Here is an 18,988-nt window from a genome sequence, read left to right as displayed (position 1 = left end):
CATGAGCACTGGTTTCGAGCGCGACCCCGACGAATTCGCACGGGGCGCAAAGGCGCTCGTCGTCTATCCCGACATGGGCGGAAGCTCGCGTGATGCCGAGGCGCGGCTGGAGGAAACCGCCGGCCTCGCCGCAGCGATCGGCGTCGACGTGGTCGAGCGCGTCGCCGTTCGGCTGCGCCAGCCCAAGCCGGGCACGCTGATCGGCTCGGGCCAGGTGGACGCCCTGGCCGAGACGGTCCGCGACGGCGAGTTGCAGCTCGCGGTGTTCGATGCGGCGCTGACGCCGGTGCAGCAACGCAACCTGGAGACCGCGCTCGGCTGCAAGGTGATCGACCGGACGGGTCTGATCCTCGAAATCTTCGGCGAGCGCGCCCGCACGGCGGAAGGCCGGTTGCAGGTCGAACTCGCCCACCTGGACTATCAGGCAGGCCGGCTGGTGCGCAGCTGGACCCACCTCGAGCGCCAGCGCGGCGGCTTCGGCTTCCTCGGCGGCCCCGGCGAGACCCAGATCGAGGCCGACCGCCGCCTGATCCGCGACCGCATGGCGCGGCTGCGGCGCGAGCTCGACCAGGTCAGCCGCACCCGCACGCTTCATCGCGATCGCCGCCAGCGCGCGCCCTGGCCGGTGGTGGCGCTGGTCGGCTATACCAATGCGGGCAAGTCGACGCTGTTCAACCGGCTGACCGGCGCGGGGGTGATGGCGGAGAATTTGCTGTTCGCCACGCTCGACCCGACGCTGCGCCAGATCGCGCTGCCCGGCATCGACAAGGCGATCCTGTCCGACACGGTGGGCTTCGTCTCGGAGCTGCCGACCCAGCTCGTCGCCGCGTTCAAGGCGACGCTGGAAGAGGTGGTCTCGGCGGACCTGCTGATCCATGTGCGCGACATCGCGCATCCCGACACCGAGGCACAGCGCGCCGATGTCGAGAAGGTGCTCCAGGAAATCGGCGTGTCCGAGCAGACGCCGCGCTTCGAGGCGTGGAACAAGCTCGACCTGCTCGACGACGAGGCGCGCGAGGAAGCGCTGACGATGGCCGCGCGGCGCACCGACGAGGTGCGAGTGATTTCGGCGCTGACCGGGGAGGGCGTCGATGCGCTCGTCGAGGCGGTCGCAGGGCGGCTGACCGAAGGGCATCGCCGCTACACGCTGCGGCTGGATCCCGCCGACGGCGCTGCCGCCGCGTGGCTGCACCAGCATGGCGACGTGATCGAGCAGCATATCGAGGACGAGCAGGCGGTGTACGAGGTCCGCATGGCGCCGCGCGATTACGAGCGGTTCGTTACGCGGGGGTAGTCTCGCTCGGTTTTTCACCCTCACCCTTCCGGCGCTTCGCGCCTCCCTCTCTCTCCCAAAGGGAGAGGGACTTTTTACCCCACTCCCTTTGGGAGAGGGAGGGGCCCGCCGCCGGAGGCGGTGGGAGGGTGAGGGTGACTAGACGCTCACCCCCGCTTCACCGTCTGCCACAGCGCTTCCTTGCCCTCCAGGTCCAGCCCGAGGAACGCCTCGCCTGCGCGTTCCTCCATCGCCTTGAAGCGGCGCTCGAACTTGCCGTTGGCCGCGCGCAGCGCCGCCTCGGGGTCCACGCCCAGCTTGCGGGCGTAGTTTACCACCGCGAACAGCAGGTCGCCCACCTCCTCGGCGCGGTGCGCGTCGTTCTCGGCCGTCTCGACCTCTTCCAGTTCCTCCAGGATCTTCGCGCGCGCCCCTGACGCGTCCGGCCAGTCGAACCCGGTGCGCGCCGCGCGCTTCTGGAGCTTCTCCGCGCGGAGCAGCGCGGGCAGGCCGATCGCAACGCCGTCCAGCGCGCTCGATGCCCCCTTGGCGCCGCGCTCCTCGGCCTTGATGACTTCCCAGAGATGATGCCCGCCCTCGGCGACGTCGCCGAAGATATGCGGGTGGCGCCGCTCCATCTTGTCGCTGATCGAGGTGACCACGTCCGCCAGCGCGAACTGACCGGCTTCCTCGGCGATCCGGGCATGGAACACCACCTGGAGCAGCAGGTCGCCCAGCTCGTCCTTCAGTTCGGCAATGTCGCCGCGCTCGATCGCGTCGGCTACCTCATAGGCCTCCTCGATCGTAAAGGGCGCAATGGTCTCGAAGGTCTGCGCCACGTCCCATTCGCAGCCGCGCTTCGGGTCGCGCAGGCGCTCCATGATAGCGATCAGGCGGTCGATGCCAGTGGGGGACGTCATGCAAAAGGCCTCCTGAACGCGGATGCGGACAGGAGGCCTTTGAAGGTGCCGCGCGGCTTAGGCAAGCCGCACGAGGGTCAGTCGAGCCGGCGGCCCAGCTCCTTGTTGAAGTAGAGCGCGATCAGCGTGCCCGCCGCGCCCGAAAGCAGGTACAGGCCGGAGGCGATCACACCCCAATTCGCGGCAAGCAGCAGCGCGGCGAGCGGCGCGAAGCCCGCGCCGAACAGCCAGGCGAGGTCCGAAGTCAGCGCCGCGCCGGTATAGCGGGCGCGCTTCGGAAAGTTGCTGGCGACCGCACCCGAGGACTGGCCGAAGGCGAGGCCGAGCAGGATGAAGCCGAGCACCATGAACACCGTCTCGCCGGCATTGCCCTTTTCGAGCAGCTGCGGCGCGAAGCCCGAATAGGCGGCGATCGCGGCGGCGGTGTAGCCGAGCAGCGAACGGCGGCCGATCCGGTCGGCGAGAATACCCGAGATCACGATCGCGACCAAGCCGCAAGCGGCAGCGCCGACTTCGATCCAGAGGAACCGGGTCAGATCCTCGGTCGTGTAGAGCGCGATCCACGAGAGCGGGAACACGGTGACCATGTGGAACAGCGCGAAGCTCGCCAGCGGGGCAAAGGCGCCGATGACGATATTGCGCCACTGCGCCTTGATCGTCGCGCCGACGCGCGACGGGGTCAGCTCGCGGCTCTCGAACAGCTTCACATATTCGGGGGCGACCACCATGCGCAGCCGGGCGAACAGCGCCACCACGTTGAGCGCGAAGGCGACGAAGAACGGGTAACGCCAGCCCCAGCTCATGAAGTCGGCGGAGTCGAGCGCGCCGAGGAAATAGGCGAACAGCCCGCTCGCCACGATCAGGCCGAGGGGGGCGCCGAGCTGCGGCACCATCGCATACCAGCCGCGGCGCTCGGGCGGGGCGTTCAGCGCCAGCAACGAGGCGAGGCCGTCCCATGCGCCGCCAAGGGCGATGCCCTGCAGCACGCGCAGCGTGGCCAGCAGGATCGCCGACCATGCACCCACCTGCGCATAGCCGGGCAGGAACGCCATCGTCACGGTCGCGGTGCCGAGCAGGAACAGCGCGAGCGTGAGCTTCGCACCGCGTCCATGACGGCGGTCAATGCGCATGAAGATCTGCGTGCCGATAGGACGGGCGATGAAGGCGAGGGGGAACAGCGCGAACGACCAGAGCGTGCCGGTCACCCGGTCCAGATACGGGAACACCAGCGCCGGGAACACCAGCACGGAGGCGATCGCGTAGACGAAAAAGTCGAAAAACTCGGACGTCCGGCCGATGATCACGCCGATGGCGATATCGCCGGGGCGGAGGTGATCGTCACCGTGCGAGGTGTTGATCAGGCGGGCGTCATGTTCGATCTGCGTCGAACCAATCTGAGCATTGGCCATGGGGTTATATCTACCGCAAAGCTTTGGAGAAAGCACCTAGGGAAAGTCTCGGGTTGCAGCCATGGGACAAATTGTCCTATTTCGCGCCCGCACAACCCCTCCTAACTCGCGGCCGCTATGTTTCGATCCATGACCCCGTTCCGTCGCGCCCTCCGGCCGACGGCCTTGATCGCTACCCTGGTTGCCCCGCTGATCCTCGGCGGGTGCGATCTGGTAGTGATGAATCCGTCCGGCGATGTTGCACGGCAGCAAGCCGATCTGATCCTCTGGTCCGTCTTCCTGATGCTGCTCATCATCGTGCCGGTGATGATCCTGACGGTGCTTTTCGCGATCAAATATCGCGCGAGCAACACCGAGTCGGAATATGCCCCCGATTGGGACCACTCGACCCGGATCGAGCTGGTGATCTGGTCGGCCCCGCTGCTGATCGTGATCGCGCTCGGCGCGCTGACCTGGCTGACGACGCACCAGCTGGATCCGTATCGTCCGCTGGATCGCATCGCGCCGGGCAAGCCGATCCCCGCCGGCCAGCAGCCGCTGGAAATCCAGGTCGTCTCGCTCGACTGGAAGTGGCTGTTCATCTATCCCGAGCAGGGCGTCGCCACCGTCAACGAGCTGGTGCTTCCGGCCGATCGCCAGGTGCGCTTCCGCCTGACCTCGTCGAGCGTGATGAACACCTTCTACGTGCCGGCGCTGGCGGGCATGATCTACACCATGCCGGGCATGGAAACGAAGCTCCACGCGGTGATGAACCGCGTCGGCACGTTCGAGGGCGTGAGCGCCAACTATAGCGGCGCCGGCTTCTCCGACATGCGCTTCCCCACCCTGTCGGTCGACGCCGCGGGCTTCGACCAGTGGGTCGCGAAGACCAAGGCCGGCGGCGGATCGCTGGACGCCGTCCAGTATCTCACGCTGGAAAAGCCGAGCGAGAAGGTGCCGACGATGCGCTTCGGCGCGATCGAGACCGGCCTGTTCGACCGCATCGTCCAGATGTGCGTGAAGCCGGGCACCGCCTGTGGCGGCCACATGATGCACCATGGTGCGGGTGCCCAGGAAGTGGCCCCTGCGGTAAACAACCGTCCGGGCGAAGGCGCCGACGGCGCGCTGATGAAGGCGCCGGACGAAATGAAGACCAGTCCGCACCTGACCCATCCGCACGGCGCGCCCGCCGGCCACAGCGAACCCGGCGCGGATTCGAACCGTAACATGACCCGCATGGACGCGACGACCTATCCCGGTCGCGCGGCGGCGGGCGAGGCTTGAGCACTCCCATGTCTGACACTTTGATCAAGATGATCTTCGGTCGGCTCTCCCTCGAGAGTCTGCCGTTGCACGAACCGATCGTCGTAGCGACCTTCTTCGGGGTCGCGCTCGGCGGCATCGCGCTGCTTGGCGCGCTGACCTATTTCCGCCTGTGGGGCTATCTCTGGAAAGAGTGGTTCACCACCGTCGATCACAAGCGCATCGGCATCATGTACATGGTGCTGGGCCTGGTGATGCTGCTGCGCGGCTTCGCCGACGCGATCATGATGCGCGGCCAGCAGGCGATGGCGTTCGGCGCCAACGAGGGCTATCTCAACGCCCATCACTATGACCAGGTGTTCACCGCGCACGGCGTGATCATGATCTTCTTCGTGGCGATGCCGTTCGTCACGGGTCTCATGAACTTCGTGGTGCCGCTGCAGATCGGCGCGCGCGACGTCAGCTTCCCGTTCCTGAACAATTTCAGCTTCTGGATGACGGCGGCTGGCGCGGCGCTGGTGATGGCGAGCCTGTTCATCGGCGAGTTCGCGCGGACCGGCTGGCTGGCGATGGCGCCGCTGTCGGGCCTCGACTATTCGCCGGACGTGGGCGTCGACTATTATATCTGGGCCCTGCAGATCGCGGGCGTGGGTACCTTGCTGTCTGGCGTCAACCTCGTCGCCACCATCGTCAAGATGCGCGCGCCGGGCATGGGCCTGATGAAGATGCCGGTCTTCACCTGGACCGCGCTTGCCACCAACATCCTGATCGTCGCCGCCTTCCCCGTGCTGACCGCGGTACTCGCGATGCTCAGCCTCGACCGCTATGTCGGTACGCAGTTCTTCACGAACACCGGCGGCGGCAACCCGATGATGTACGTCAACATGATCTGGATCTGGGGTCACCCGGAGGTCTACATCCTGATCCTGCCGGCGTTCGGCATCTTCTCCGAAGTCACCTCGACCTTCTCGGGCAAGCGCCTGTTCGGCTATACCTCGATGGTCTACGCCGTGCTGGTCATCACCATCCTGTCGTACCTCGTCTGGCTCCATCACTTCTTCACGATGGGCTCGGGCGCGAGCGTGAACAGCTTCTTCGGCATCACCACGATGATCATCTCGATCCCGACGGGTGCGAAGATCTTCAACTGGCTGTTCACCATGTACAAGGGCCGCATCCGCTACGAACTGCCGATGATGTGGACCGTCGCGTTCATGCTGACCTTCGTGATCGGCGGCATGACCGGCGTGATGCTCGCGGTGCCCCCGGCCGACTTCGTGCTGCACAATTCGCTGTTCCTGGTCGCGCACTTCCACAACGTGATCATCGGCGGCGTGCTGTTCGGCATGTTCGCGGGCATCAACTACTGGTGGCCCAAGGCGTTCGGCTTCAAGCTCGACAAGAAGTGGGGCCTGGTCTCCTTCTGGTGCTGGGTGGTCGGCTTCTGGGTGGCGTTCACGCCGCTCTACGTCCTCGGCCTGATGGGCGTGACCCGTCGCCTGCGCCACTTCGAGGATCCGAGCCTGCAGATCTGGTTCGTCGTCGCCGCGATCGGTGCCGCGATCGTCGCGGTCGGCATCGCCGCCTTCCTGCTCCAGATCTTCGTCAGCATCCGCAACCGCGAGGCGCTCCGCGACGACAGCGGCGATCCTTGGCATGGCCGTACCTTGGAATGGGCGACCTCGTCGCCGCCGCCGGCCTATAACTTCGCGTTCACGCTCGTCATCCACGACCTGGATGCCTGGTACGACATGAAGTCGCGCGGCGCGGTGCGTCCGGTCAGCGGGTATCTGCCGATCCACATGCCGAAGAACACCTGGGCGGGCATCGTCCTGGCGGGCTTCTCGCTGGTGTTCGGCTTCGCGATGATCTGGTACATCTGGTGGCTTGCCGCGGCATCGTTCCTGGGCCTGATCGTCACGGCGATCGCCCATACCTTCAACTATGATCGCGACTTCTACATCTCCGCGGAAGAAGTGACCGAAACCGAGAATGCGCGCACCACGGTGCTCGCGCGCCTGGGAGCCTGACGCGATGAGCGCGACGACCGTACCGACGGGCGACACGCCCGTCTTCTACCAGCTCGAGGAGGAGCATCACGAACCGGGCGGCAGCACGCTGCTCGGCTTCTGGATGTACCTGATGAGCGACTGCCTCATCTTCGCGATGCTCTTCGCGGCTTGGGGCGTCTATGGCACCAGCTTCGCGGGAGGGCCGACTTCCCACGAACTGTTCAAGCTGCCGCTGGTGGCGGTGAACACGGCGATGCTGCTGTTCTCGTCGATCACCTATGGCTTCGCGATGATCGCGATGCAGGAACAGCGCAAGGGCGCGGTGCAGGCCTGGCTGCTGCTCACCGCGCTGTTCGGCGCCGCCTTTCTCGGCATCGAGCTCTACGAGTTCTCGGAGCTGATCCATGAGGGCGCCGGTCCCTGGCGCTCGGCGTTCCTCTCGTCCTTCTTCACCCTGGTGGGCACTCACGGCCTGCACGTCACCTTCGGCCTGATCTGGCTGTTCACCCTGATGGTGCAGATCGGCCGCAAGGGCCTGATCCCGGCCAATGTCCGTCGTCTGCAGTGCCTGTCGCTGTTCTGGCACTTCCTCGACGTGATCTGGATCGGCGTGTTCACCTTCGTCTATCTGTTTGGAGCCATGCGATGAGCGCGCACCCCCAGAGCCACGCCGGCCATGACCATGGTCACGGCCACGATCATGGCCATGATGCGCCGCACTCCACCCGTAGCGGCTACATCACCGGCTTCCTGCTTTCGGTCGTCCTCACCGCGATCCCGTTCGCGATCGTGATGGGCGGCTGGATCGCCGACACCCGCGTGGCGGTGGCGATGTGCGCAGGGCTGGCGATGGTGCAGATCGTCGTCCACATGGTCTATTTCCTCCACATGAACAGCAAGTCGGAGCAGGGCTGGACCCTGATGGCACTGGTGTTCACCGCGATCATCATCGTCATCGTGCTCGCGGGCTCGCTGTGGGTGATGTACAACATGAACCTCAACATGATGCCCGGGATGGCTTCCGGCGCCGGCATGTGAGCCGGCCGGCTTCCCGCAACGGGATGGCGATCGCGCTTCTGCCGCTGATCGCCATCCTCCTCGGCCTCGGCATCTGGCAGGTCGAGCGGCGCGCCTGGAAGCTGGCCTTGATCGACCGGGTAGAGCGGGGACTGGCCACGGCGCCGGTTCCCGCCCCCGGGCCCGCAGAATGGTCCGGCGTGAAGAGCGACGCGAGCTATCGCCGCGTCCGCGTGACCGGCACCTTCCTTTCCTGCCGCACCCGGCTGGCCCAGGCCGTTACCGAACTCGGGCCCGGCAAATGGGTGATGACCCCGCTGGTTACCGCACGCGGCTTCACCGTCTTCGTCAATCGCGGCTTCCTGCCGGAAGGCCGGGCGCTGCCCGACTGCAATAGGGTCGGGACCAAACCGATCAGCATCTCCGGCCTGCTGCGCCTGAGCGAACCCAAGGGCGGCTTCCTCCGCGCCAACGATCCCGCCGCCAACCGCTGGTATTCGCGTGACGTCCAGGCGATGGGGCAGGGGCTGCCGCAGCTCGCGCCCTATTTCATCGATGCCGATCGCAGCGGCGACGGCTGGCCGCGCGGCGGGATGACCGTGGTTCGCTTCACCAACAACCATCTCGTCTATGCGCTGACCTGGTTCGGCCTGGCCCTGCTGACCGCCTGGTTCGCCTGGCGGGCGTGGCGCGGGCGCGGAGACGCATGACCACGGCGACGCCGGAGGAAGCCGCCCGCCGCAACCTGCTGCTGCTGGTGCAGCTGCGCTGGCTGGCGGTGCTGGGTCAGCTGACCACGATCCTCGGCGTCCACCTCCTGTTCGGCGTGCGGCTGCCGCTGGTGCCGATGCTCGCCACGGTGGGGGTGCTGGTCTCGCTCAACCTGGCGATGTATCCGGCTCGTGCGCTGCGCCCCGCCACCAATGCGCAGGTGATGGCCGGGCTGCTGGTGGATGTGAGCTGCCTCACCATGCTGCTCTATCTCAGCGGCGGCGCGACCAACCCGTTCGTTTCGCTCTATCTGCTGCAGGTGGTGCTGGGCGCGGTGCTGCTCGAGACCGCCTCCAGCTGGGCGTTGGTCCTCCTCACCAGCGCCGCCTTCGCCTTTCTCGCGGTGGTGCATCGTCCGCTGCCATTGCCGCCGATGCTCGCGACCTCGCTGTCGGGGCCGTTCCTCTTCGCCTTGTGGTTCAACTACACGCTGACGGCGACGCTGATCGTCCAGTTCGTCACCCGCATTGCCCGCAACTTGCGCGATCGCGACGCGCGCCTCGCCGAGCTGCGCCAGCGCGCGGCGGAAGAGGAGCATATCGTCCGCATGGGCCTGCTCGCCAGCGGGGCCGCGCACGAGCTGGGCACGCCGCTCGCCTCGATCTCGGTCGCGCTGGGCGATTGGCGGGCGGACCGGAAGATCGCGCGGGACCCTCAGCTCAGCGCCGAGGTCGCGGACATGCAGGCGGAGGTGGCGCGCTGCAAGGCGATCGTCGCCGGCATCCTGTTCGCGGCCGGCGAGATCAGCGGCGAGGCGCCCGAGCGCACCACGCTGCGCCGCTTCGTCACCGGGCTGGTGGAGAGCTGGCCGCGCAACGACAGCGTGATCCTCGACTATCGCCTGGGCAGCGATCTGCCGATCGTCGCCGACCGTGCGCTCGGCCAGTCGATCGTCAACCTGCTCGACAATGCGGTGGAGGCGGGGGCGACTCGCATACGGGTTTCGGTCTCCCAGCAGGAGGAGGCGCTGGTCCTGTCCGTCCGCGACGACGGGCGCGGCTTCCCGGCCGAGATCCTGCCGCGGATCGGGGACCCCTATAACAGCAGCAAGGGGCGGCAGGGCGCCGGTCTCGGGCTGTTCCTTACCCACAATGTGCTACGGACCTTGGGCGGCACGCTCACTGCCCGCAACTGCGAGACCGGTGGCGCCGAGGTGTTGCTGCGAGTGCCGGAGGCGGCGCTCGCCCTGGAGGAAGAAAGCGAATGACCGCGCACAAGCTGTTGATCGTCGAGGATGATGCGGTGTTCGCCCGCACCCTGGGGCGCTCGTTCGAGCGGCGCGGCTATCTGGTGGAAGTCCGCAACGGGCCCGAGGATCTCGAGGGCGTCGCCCGGACGTTCGCGCCCGATCGCGCCGTCGTCGATCTGCGGCTCGGCGGCAGTTCGGGGCTGGTCTGCGTCAAGCAGCTGCACGAGATCGACCCGACGATGCGGATCGTCGTGCTCACCGGCTTCGCCAGCATCAGCACCGCGGTCGAGGCGGTGAAGCTGGGCGCGACCAACTATCTGATGAAGCCGGCCAATACCGACGATATCGAAGCCGCGTTCGATCGCGTCGACGGCGATGTCGATACCGAGCTCAAGGCGCGGCCGACCTCGATCAAGACGCTGGAATGGGAGCATATCCACCAGACGCTGGCGGATACCAACTACAACCTCTCCGAAGCGGCGCGGCGGCTGGGGCTGCACCGCCGCACGCTGGCCCGCAAGCTGGACAAGAAGCACCTCTGACGGCGCGCCTCAGGCGGTCAGCACGCGATCGTCGAACAGGCCATAGGCGAGGGTGGAGGCATAGAAGGCCACCGCCCGCTCGCGCGGCATGGTACCCGCCCATTTCCGCATGTCGAACGCGGCATTCTGCAGCGCCATCAGCGCCTGGCTGGCGACCAGCGGGTCGATCGGCCGGATCGTCCCCTCGGCGATACCGTCGGAAAGCATGCCGGCGAAGCGCCGCGCGATCCGGTTCGAGCGGTCGAGCATGGTGTTGCGGACGTGTGGGGGCAGGCCGGACAGCGCGGTGGTGCGCAGCAGCGGGCCGCGCTCGGAGAACTGATAGTCGAGCAGCGTCGCCAGCGTGCTCTCGATCCGCTGCCACTGGCTGCCGGCATGGCCCGCGGCCAGCCGCTGCGCATCGGCGAGGATGTCGAAGCTGCGCTTGTAGCAGGCGATGACCAAGTCATCCTTGGCATCGAGATGATGGTAGAAGCTGCCCTTGGTGACGTTGAGCTCGGAGGCGATGCGCTGCACCGAGGCGCCGCGATAGCCGAGCTCGTTGATCAGCCGGGTGGCAGCCAGCAGGAACGCCTCGCGGCCCGGCTCGGGCTCGTCATGGACCAGCTCGAACAGTTCGGGCGCCCAGGTCTGTCCCGGCGCGGCGATGCCATGGCGGAAGACGTCCATCAGCCGCGCCTCGACGCGGGGATATTCGTCGATCTCGTAGCGGGTGATCCAAGCGTTGAGCCAGAAGCTGTTCTCGAGCAGCACATGCGCGCGGGCGCCGTGCAAATCGGTCTCGGCGCGGCTGCCGTCGCCGCCCCACAGACTGCGCGTCTTGCGGAACACGTTGCGCCAGCCGGTGAGCAGCTTGCCCTTGAGCGGCTCCTCCATCGCGCGCAGGTCGGACAGCATCGCCACGGCCTGTTCCTCGCCGCGGCCGATCCGCGCCAGCCGCTCCATGTTGATGGCGAGAAAGCGGGCGACGCGCGCCTCCGGGGTGGGTTCGGCGAGTGCCTGGTCGAGAATGTCGTGCAGCCAGGCGAGCGTCTGCTCGAAGGCAGCGGCCGCCAGGTCTTCCTTGCGCTTGAAATAATAGGTGACCGAGGTGGTGTTGAGCCCGACGCGCCGCGCGACGTCGGCGAAGGTCATGCCCTTCGCGCTCTGTTCGTTGATCGCGGCGGCGGCGGCGGCGAGAATGGCGTCGCGCTTAGCCTGGAACCGTTTTGTGTTGGTGGTCTCGATCTTGGGCGGCGATTGCATCGCGCCAGCTTAGCCGTTTCCGCCGCGCGCCAAAACGGTTTTTTGATATGGGTATGTCGTGATTTTGATCGGCGGCGACCCTTTACCGAATATCGGGTACGGGCTAGGCTCGGGGCAACGAATGACAGGAGAGCGATGCCATGGACTTCACGCTGAACGCGCGCGAAACCCATTTCCGCGACCGGGTGAAGGCCTTCATCGACGCCGAGATCCGGCCGCGCGAGGCCGAGTATCGTGCGGCAGCCGCCGCGGGGGATCGCTGGGCGGTCAATCCGGTGCTGGAGGCGGTGAAGGCGCGCGCCAAGGCCGCAGGCCTCTGGAATTTCTTCATGCCGCCCCAGTCCGGCCGTCCCCATGTCGACGACAGCTTCGTGTTCGAGGGCGAGCAGCTCACCAATCTGGAATATGCACTGTGCGCGGAGGAGATGGGTCGGGTTGGCTGGGCGTCGGAGGTGTTCAACTGCTCGGCGCCCGATACCGGTAACATGGAAGTGCTCCACCGTTACGGCACGCGCGACCAGAAGGACGCCTGGCTGGCACCGCTGATGCAGGGCGAGATCCGCTCGGCCTTCCTGATGACCGAGCCCGCAGTCGCCTCGTCCGATGCGACGAATATCGAGACGCGGATCGAGCGCGACGGCGATCATTATGTGATCAACGGGCGCAAATGGTGGTCCTCGGGCGCGGGCGATCCGCGCTGCAAGATCGCCATCCTGATGGGCAAGACCGATTTCGGCGCCGCCAAGCACGCCCAGCAGAGCATGATCCTGGTGCCGCTCGACACCCCCGGCGTGACCATCGAGCGGATGCTTTCGGTGTTCGGGTATGACCACGCGCCGCACGGCCATGCCGAGATCGTGCTGCGCGACGTGCGCGTGCCGGCGGAGAATCTGCTGCTCGGCGAAGGGCGGGGGTTCGAGATCGCGCAAGGCCGGCTCGGGCCCGGCCGGATCCATCACTGCATGCGCACCATCGGCGTGGCGGAAGAGGCGATCGGGGCGATGGCCAAGCGCCTCGTCAGCCGCGTCGCCTTTGGCAAGCGCATCGCCGACCATTCGATCTGGGAGCAGCGCGTCGCGCGTGCGCGGATCGACATCGAGATGACGCGGCTGCTCTGCCTCAAGGCCGCCGACATGATGGACAAGGCGGGCAACAAGGCCGCGCAGCTCGAGATCGCGATGATCAAGGTGCAGGCGCCGGCGATGGCGCTGCAGATCCTCGACGACGCCATCCAGGCGCATGGCGGGGCAGGGGTAAGCGACGATTTGGACCTCGCGTACAATTGGGGCGGCATCCGTACGCTGCGGCTCGCCGACGGGCCGGACGAGGTCCATGCCCGCGCGATCGCCCGCGCGGAGTTCGGGAAATATGCCGATCTCAAGGCGGATCGCGCGTCGTCCGGCGACCTCGGCGCCAGCCGCTAGGAGGGATAGGCATGAAAGCAGCCGTCCTGTTCGAAGCCAAGACGCCGCTCGTCCTGGAGGAGGTGGTGGTTTCCAAACCGGGCCCGCGCGAGGTGCTGATCCGCACCGCGGCGGTCGGCGTATGCCGCTCCGACCTTCATTTCGTCGACGGTGCCTTTCCACACCCGGTCCCGACCGTGCCGGGCCATGAGGCGGCAGGCATAGTGGAGGCGGTGGGATCGGACGTCGCGCACCTCCGGCCCGGCGACCATGTCGTCACCTTCCTCACCGTATTCTGCGGCGCCTGCGAAATGTGCGTGACGGGACGGCCCTCGCTCTGCGTTGATCCCTCGACGCGGCGCCCGCCGGACGTCGAGCCCCGGCTGAAGCTCGCGGGCGGCACCCCGCTGGCGCCGTTTCTCAACCTTTCCGCCTTCGCCGAGATGATGCTGGTGCACGAGAATGCGTGTGTCGCGATCAGCAAGGAGATGCCGCTGGATCGCGCGGCGCTGCTCGGCTGCGCGGTGATCACCGGCGCGGGCTCGATCTTCAACGACAGTCGGCTGCGTCCCGGCGAGAGCGTGGCGGTGATCGGCGCGGGCGGGATCGGCCTTGCCGCGATCAACGCCGCCAAGATCGCCGGCGCCGGGCAGATCCTTGCGCTCGATCCGGTGCCCGAGAAGCGCGCGCTCGCCGAGAAGATGGGCGCCACCCACAGCTTCGACCCGATGGCCGACGGCGTGGCGAAGCAGATCCTGGCAACCAGCGGCGGCGGGGTCCATTATGCGATCGAAGCCGTCGGGCGGCCCGCCACTGCCGAACTTGCCTGGCAGATCCTGCGGCGCGGCGGCACCGCGACGATCCTCGGCATGATCGCGCCGGGGCAGTCGGTGAGCCTGCCGGGACCCAGCTTCCTCACCGGCAAGCGGATCCAGGGGTCGCTGCTCGGCAGCACGCGCTTTCCGATCGACATGCCCCGACTGGTGCAGCATTATCTCGAAGGGCGGCTGGACCTGGATACCATGGTGGCCGACCGGATTAGACTGCCGCAGGTCAACGACGCGCTCGACAAGTTGCGCCAGGGCACCAGCGTCCGCTCGGTGATCGAATTCGCATGAGCGACCTCGACGAGACCCGGCTTGCCGCCTGGGCAGCGGCGAACGTGCCCGGGTTTACCGGGAAAGTGGCGGTCGCCAAGTTCCCAGGTGGGCAGAGCAATCCTACGTACCGCGTTGAAAACGAAAGCGGCAACTATGTGCTTCGCCGCAAGCCGTTTGGCACGATCCTGCCTTCGGCGCATGCGGTGGAACGCGAATATCGGCTGATCGCCGCACTGCATCCTGCCGGCTTTCCGGTCGCGCGGCCCTATGCGCTGTGCGAGGATCGCCAGGTGATCGGCGCGCCCTTCTATCTGATGGAATTGGTCGATGGGCGAACCTTGTGGGACGGCTCGCTGCCCGGCATGGCCCCCGCCGAGCGAACGGCGATCTACGAGGCGATCGTCGATACGCTGGCCGCGCTCCACCGGATCGAGCCGGAATCCGTGGGACTGAGCGATTATGGCAAGCCCGGCAACTACTTTGCCCGTCAGGTCGAGCGCTGGACCCGCCAGTATCGTGCCAGCCAGACCGACGATCTACCCGAGGTGGAGGCGCTGATCGCCTTCCTGCCGCGCACGGTGCCGCCGCAGACGCAGGTCAGCATCGTCCATGGCGATTATCGCATCGATAACATGATCTTCGCCGATGATCGTCCGCAGGTGCTGGCGGTGCTTGACTGGGAATTGTCGACGCTGGGCGATCCGTTGGCCGATTTTTCCTATTTCCTGATGAATTGGGTGACCGAACCGGAGGGGCGCTCCGGTGTGAAGGGGCTCGCGGGTCCGCATACCGGCATTCCGACAATCGAGGCGATGGTGGCGCGCTACTGCGCGGCGACGGGACGCGAGGGGGTTCCGGACCTCGACTGGTATTTCGCCTATAATCTTTTCCGCCTCACCGGCATCGTTCAGGGGATCAAGAAGCGGATGCTCGACGGCAATGCCTCGAGCGCCCAGGCTGCAAGCACGGTGGCGCGCCTGCCCGGGCTGGCGGCGGCAGCATGGCATTTCGCGCAAAGGGCAGGGGCATGAGCGACGGGGCGCGCTTCACGGGCAAGGTCGCTGTGGTGACTGGTGCCGCGTCGGGAATCGGGCGCGCGACGGTCCGCGCCTTCGCGACGCAGGGCGCCACCGTCGTCGCGGCGGATCGTTCTCCGGACGTCCACGACAGCGTGGCAGGATTGCCGCACTCGCTGGCGGTCACGCTGGATGCTGGGGAAGAGGCCGATGTCGAGCGTCTCGTCGAGACAGCCTGCGAGCGCTTCGGCGGGATTGACATCTTCTACGCCAATGCCGGCATTTCCGGCGGCACCGCCGGGATTCTTGACGCAAGCGCAGAGCTTTGGGCAGAGGTTCTGCGAGTGAATCTGATCGGTCCCGCGCTTGCCATCAAGCATGCGGCGCCGCGCATCGTCGAGAGGGGCGGCGGCGCAATCCTGTGCACGGCCAGCGTCGCCGGCCTGCGCTCCGGGGCGGGCGGGACGCCCTATTCCGCCTCCAAGGCGGGCGTCATCAGCCTGGTGCAGACCGCGGCGCAGCAACTCGCCACCTCCGGCGTGCGGGTTAACGCGATTTGTCCAGGGCTGATCGAGACGGGCATGACGCAGCGCGCGTTCGACTATGCGCGCGAACAGGGCAAGGAGGAGAAGCTCGGTCAGCTCAATCCGCTGCGCCGGGCGGGGCGGCCGGAGGAAATCGCCGAGGTGGCGTTGTTTCTCGCATCCGATGCGGCAAGCTACATCAATGGGCAGGCGATCGCGGTCGATGGCGGGCTCAGCAGCAGCCATCCGGTCGTCCGGCAGGCGTTCGGCAAGCCTGCCTTCTAACCGCGCTGCGCGAAGCGCCGCAGGAAGTGCGGCGTTGATAAAAGCTTAGAAAGCTGTCGATAGGGTAAGTTCCGGAGGTCTGGCCAATCGCGCGGCTCTTGACAGAAGCGCTGCTATTGGTCAGGCCAGAGGCAACAACCAGCCTATTGAGGTAGCTCGATGAAGATCGTCTCGGCGAAGGTGATCGTAACCTGTCCCGGTCGCAATTTCGTGACCCTGAAGATCCACACGGATCAAGGCGTGTACGGAATTGGCGACGGTACGCTCAACGGTCGTGAGCTTGCGGTGGTCTCGTATCTCGAGGATCACGTCATCCCCTGCCTGATCGGCATGGATCCGCGCCGGATCGAGGACATCTGGCAATATCTCTATCGGGGTGCCTATTGGCGGCGGGGTCCGGTGACGATGCGGGCCATCGCCGCGGTCGACATGGCGCTGTGGGACATCAAGGGCAAGATGGCTGGCATGCCGGTCTACCAGTTGCTCGGCGGCCGCAGCCGGGACGGCGTGATGGTCTATGGCCATGCCAATGGCGCCGACATCGAGCAGACCGTGGACGCAGTCGGCAAATATATCGATCTCGGCTACAAGGCGATCCGCGCGCAGACCGGCGTACCGGGCATCAAGGATGCATATGGCGTGGGTCGCGGCACCATGTATTACGAGCCCGCCGATGCGGCGCTGCCCTCCGTCACCGGCTGGGATACGCGCAAGGCGCTCAACTATGTGCCCAAGCTGTTCGAGAAGCTGCGCGCGACCTATGGCTTCGACCATCACCTGCTGCACGACGGCCATCACCGCTACACGCCGCAGGAAGCCGCAAATCTCGGCAAGATGCTCGAGCCCTATCAACTCTTCTGGCTGGAGGACGTGACTCCGGCCGAGAACCAGGAAGCGTTCAAGCTGATCCGCCAGCACACTGTCACCCCGCTGGCGGTGGGCGAGATCTTCAACACGATCTGGGACGCCAAGGACCTGATCCAGAACCAGCTGATCGATTATCTGCGCGCGACCGTGGTGGGTGCCGGCGGACTGACCCATCTGCGCCGCCTGGCCGATCTCGCCAGCCTGTACCAGGTTCGCACCGGCTGCCACGGCGCCACCGATCTCTCACCCGTCACGATGGGCTGCGCGCTCCATTTCGACACCTGGGTCCCGAACTTCGGCATCCAGGAATATATGCGGCACTCCGACGAAACCGACGCGGTGTTCCCGCACGACTATCATTTCGACAAGGGCTATCTGTTCTGCGGTGAGGCGCCCGGCCACGGCGTCGACATCGACGAGGATCTCGCGGCCAAATATCCGTACAAGCCGGCCTATCTGCCGGTCGCCCGCCTCGAAGATGGGACGATGTGGAACTGGTGATCCGGGCCGGGGTGGCGCTGCCGCCGCTCCGCCGCGCGGACCAAGAAAAAGGCGGCCAGGCAAGCGCCTGGTCGCCTTTTTTGGTGTGGCGTCGAAAGGCTCAGTCTTTCCATGCCCACCAAAGCTGGGCCGGCGGGATGTTCCACCACTCCATCTCGTGCTCGATATGATCCCAATGCGGTGTCAGGAAGTTCTGCACATTGGGGTTGTACTGATATACCAGGAACGCACCGCCCGGGCGCAGGATCTCGCGCGTCGCCCTTGCGATCGCATCACCGATACCGTCGGGCAGCGTCGAGAAGGGCAGCCCCGAGGCAATATAGTCGGCATGCGCAAATCCGTTGTCGCGCACGATCTTCTGAACGTCGGCCGCCGATCCAAGCACCGCCACGAAGCGCGGATCGTCGATCGTCTGGCGCAGATAGCGGATGAAATCGGGGTTGGTATCGATCACGATCAGCTTGCCGTCGGCACCGAGGCGCTCAAGGATCGGGCGGCTGAACGTGCCGACGCCGGGACCATATTCGACGAACAGCTTGGTGTTCGCCCAATCGACCTTGCTCAGCATGCGGCGAATCAGCCGGCCCGACGATTGGGCGACCGCGCCGACCATCACCGGGCGCTTGAGGAATTGCTGCAGGAAGAACATTGTCGGCGAGGGCACACCGGCCGGGCGGGTGCGACGGGCGCTCCGGCGTTTTGCGGTGGCGGTCGAAGGGGGCATTGGCTTCCTTACGAAAATATGACGCTTCTGCGACATCGGTTGCGCAAAATCCGCCAGATATGCAAGCGACCCTCGTCGAAAAGGATCCGGATGCTGAGCAAGGCAACAACGCCGGACAGGCGCTTTGTTGCCCCGCATTTTCCCGGAGCGCCGGAGCATCTAGGAAATCCGAGGCCGGGCGAGTACACCATCGCGCATGACATCGCTTGATAAGCCCCCGGTCGGTACCTCGACGGTAAAGTGGCGTTTCCCCGATATCCACCCCGAAGGCCGCAAATATGTGCTGATCGCCGCCGCGTTCGCGCTCGCCAGCCTGTGGGTGTGGGACGTCCTCACCTGGCCGCTCCTGTTCCTGACGCTTGGCGTCGCCGCCTTCTTCCGTGATCCCGTGCGGGTGACGCCGGTCGAGGACGGGGTGCTGGTCGCCCCCGCCGACGGCCTCGTCACCATGATCCAGCGGGTACCGCTGCCGCCCGAGCTTGCCGGCCCGCACGCCCTCGGCACCGAGCCGATGGTGCGCGTGTCGATCTTCATGAGCGTGTTCGACGTCCATGTGAACCGTACGCCGATCACCGGCACCATCCGCCACGTGATCTACATTTCCGGCAAGTTCATGAACGCCGATCTCGACAAGGCGAGCGACGAGAATGAGCGCCAGCACATGGTGGTCGAGGACCGCGACGGACTGCGCATCGGCTTCACCCAGATCGCCGGCCTGGTCGCGCGGCGCATCGTCGCCTTCGTCAAGCCGGGCGACATGGTGGTTGCCGGCCAGCGCATCGGCCTGATCCGCTTCGGCAGTCGCGTCGACGTGTTCCTTCCCGAGGCATATGGCGCCCAGGTAATTCTGGGCCAGCGCACCATCGCCGGCGAGACGATCATCGCCCGCCGCAACATCCAGAACGCCACCGGGGTGGCGCAATGACCGATCGACACCCGCGCACCCGG

At 66.3% G+C, this 18,988-nt stretch carries 18 protein-coding genes; 14 read left to right on the top strand and 4 right to left on the bottom strand.

Annotation, left to right across the window (positions count from 1 at the left end; genetic code table 11):
* Nucleotide 1 precedes the first annotated feature (1 nt).
* On the top strand, nucleotides 2-1,294 hold the full coding sequence (gene hflX, locus S2M10_RS06225; RefSeq protein WP_168845331.1) for a GTPase HflX: 1,293 nt from the start codon (nucleotides 2-4) through the stop codon (nucleotides 1,292-1,294).
* A 146-nt stretch (nucleotides 1,295-1,440) separates the two neighbouring features.
* On the opposite strand, the gene mazG is transcribed toward hflX, so the two are convergent.
* Together mazG and S2M10_RS06215 are read right to left on the bottom strand one after the other, a co-directional pair.
* Entirely contained in the window at nucleotides 1,441-2,193 is a 753-nt protein-coding gene (gene mazG / locus S2M10_RS06220; RefSeq protein WP_168845330.1) for a nucleoside triphosphate pyrophosphohydrolase, read from the bottom strand.
* Nucleotides 2,194-2,270: 77 nt separating this feature from the next.
* Nucleotides 2,271-3,602 (bottom strand): MFS transporter, encoded by a 1,332-nt coding sequence (locus tag S2M10_RS06215; RefSeq protein WP_168845329.1) that lies wholly within the window; start codon nucleotides 3,600-3,602, stop codon nucleotides 2,271-2,273.
* A 129-nt stretch (nucleotides 3,603-3,731) separates the two neighbouring features.
* On the opposite strand from S2M10_RS06215, the gene cyoA reads away from it, so the two are divergent.
* The 7 genes from cyoA to S2M10_RS06180 are packed head-to-tail and all read left to right on the top strand — an operon-like array spanning nucleotide 3,732 to nucleotide 10,375.
* Nucleotides 3,732-4,865 (top strand): ubiquinol oxidase subunit II, encoded by a 1,134-nt coding sequence (cyoA, locus tag S2M10_RS06210; protein WP_168845328.1) that lies wholly within the window; start codon nucleotides 3,732-3,734, stop codon nucleotides 4,863-4,865.
* Nucleotides 4,866-4,873: 8 nt separating this feature from the next.
* Nucleotides 4,874-6,874, top strand: coding sequence for a cytochrome o ubiquinol oxidase subunit I (gene cyoB, locus S2M10_RS06205; protein WP_168845327.1), 2,001 nt, complete (start codon nucleotides 4,874-4,876; stop codon nucleotides 6,872-6,874).
* 4 nt (nucleotides 6,875-6,878) lie between these two features.
* The gene (cyoC, locus tag S2M10_RS06200) at nucleotides 6,879-7,505 is read left to right on the top strand and encodes a cytochrome o ubiquinol oxidase subunit III (protein ID WP_066718886.1); all 627 of its coding nucleotides are present in this window, start codon (nucleotides 6,879-6,881) and stop codon (nucleotides 7,503-7,505) included.
* A complete protein-coding gene (gene cyoD, locus S2M10_RS06195) occupies nucleotides 7,502-7,894 on the top strand; it encodes a cytochrome o ubiquinol oxidase subunit IV (RefSeq protein ID WP_168845326.1) in 393 nt (130 codons plus the stop codon). Before cyoC ends, cyoD begins: the two co-directional genes overlap by 4 nt.
* Before the next feature lie 23 nt (nucleotides 7,895-7,917).
* On the top strand, nucleotides 7,918-8,583 hold the full coding sequence (locus S2M10_RS06190; protein WP_168845325.1) for an SURF1 family protein: 666 nt from the start codon (nucleotides 7,918-7,920) through the stop codon (nucleotides 8,581-8,583).
* Nucleotides 8,580-9,851 carry an ATP-binding protein gene (locus S2M10_RS06185; RefSeq protein WP_168845324.1) on the top strand — a complete coding sequence of 424 codons (1,272 nt, stop codon included), beginning with the start codon at nucleotides 8,580-8,582 and terminating at the stop codon, nucleotides 9,849-9,851. The genes S2M10_RS06190 and S2M10_RS06185 overlap by 4 nt, the downstream gene beginning before the upstream one ends.
* Entirely contained in the window at nucleotides 9,848-10,375 is a 528-nt protein-coding gene (locus S2M10_RS06180) for a response regulator transcription factor (RefSeq protein ID WP_168845323.1), read from the top strand. The genes S2M10_RS06185 and S2M10_RS06180 overlap by 4 nt, the downstream gene beginning before the upstream one ends.
* 9 nt (nucleotides 10,376-10,384) lie before the next feature.
* On the opposite strand, the gene S2M10_RS06175 is transcribed toward S2M10_RS06180, so the two are convergent.
* Nucleotides 10,385-11,620 (bottom strand): TetR/AcrR family transcriptional regulator, encoded by a 1,236-nt coding sequence (locus tag S2M10_RS06175; RefSeq protein ID WP_168845322.1) that lies wholly within the window; start codon nucleotides 11,618-11,620, stop codon nucleotides 10,385-10,387.
* A gap of 140 nt (nucleotides 11,621-11,760) precedes the next feature.
* On the opposite strand from S2M10_RS06175, the gene S2M10_RS06170 reads away from it, so the two are divergent.
* The 5 genes from S2M10_RS06170 (at nucleotide 11,761) to manD (ending at nucleotide 17,316) form a co-directional block, all read left to right on the top strand.
* Entirely contained in the window at nucleotides 11,761-13,044 is a 1,284-nt protein-coding gene (locus S2M10_RS06170) for an acyl-CoA dehydrogenase family protein (RefSeq protein WP_168845321.1), read from the top strand.
* A gap of 11 nt (nucleotides 13,045-13,055) precedes the next feature.
* Nucleotides 13,056-14,141: a Zn-dependent alcohol dehydrogenase gene (locus tag S2M10_RS06165; RefSeq protein WP_168845320.1), complete on the top strand. Its 1,086-nt coding sequence runs from the start codon at nucleotides 13,056-13,058 to the stop codon at nucleotides 14,139-14,141.
* The gene (locus tag S2M10_RS06160) at nucleotides 14,138-15,154 is read left to right on the top strand and encodes a phosphotransferase family protein (protein ID WP_168845319.1); all 1,017 of its coding nucleotides are present in this window, start codon (nucleotides 14,138-14,140) and stop codon (nucleotides 15,152-15,154) included. Before S2M10_RS06165 ends, S2M10_RS06160 begins: the two co-directional genes overlap by 4 nt.
* Nucleotides 15,151-15,948, top strand: a complete 798-nt coding sequence (locus tag S2M10_RS06155; RefSeq protein WP_168845318.1) for an SDR family NAD(P)-dependent oxidoreductase — start codon at nucleotides 15,151-15,153, stop codon at nucleotides 15,946-15,948. Before S2M10_RS06160 ends, S2M10_RS06155 begins: the two co-directional genes overlap by 4 nt.
* 159 nt (nucleotides 15,949-16,107) lie before the next feature.
* Nucleotides 16,108-17,316 (top strand): D-mannonate dehydratase ManD, encoded by a 1,209-nt coding sequence (gene manD / locus S2M10_RS06150; RefSeq protein WP_168845317.1) that lies wholly within the window; start codon nucleotides 16,108-16,110, stop codon nucleotides 17,314-17,316.
* 100 nt (nucleotides 17,317-17,416) lie between these two features.
* Here the strand turns inward: manD and S2M10_RS06145 are convergent, their stop codons facing one another.
* Nucleotides 17,417-18,040, bottom strand: coding sequence for a methyltransferase domain-containing protein (locus tag S2M10_RS06145; RefSeq protein ID WP_168845316.1), 624 nt, complete (start codon nucleotides 18,038-18,040; stop codon nucleotides 17,417-17,419).
* Between the two features lie 196 nt (nucleotides 18,041-18,236).
* On the opposite strand from S2M10_RS06145, the gene S2M10_RS06140 reads away from it, so the two are divergent.
* Nucleotides 18,237-18,965 carry a phosphatidylserine decarboxylase gene (locus tag S2M10_RS06140; protein WP_168845315.1) on the top strand — a complete coding sequence of 243 codons (729 nt, stop codon included), beginning with the start codon at nucleotides 18,237-18,239 and terminating at the stop codon, nucleotides 18,963-18,965.
* Nucleotides 18,966-18,988: the final 23 nt, after the last annotated feature.

It is taken from the genome of Sphingomonas sp. S2M10, from assembly GCF_012650175.1.
Taxonomy (GTDB): Bacteria; Pseudomonadota; Alphaproteobacteria; order Sphingomonadales; family Sphingomonadaceae; genus Sphingomonas.
This window is presented reverse-complemented; position numbering and strand designations above follow the sequence as displayed.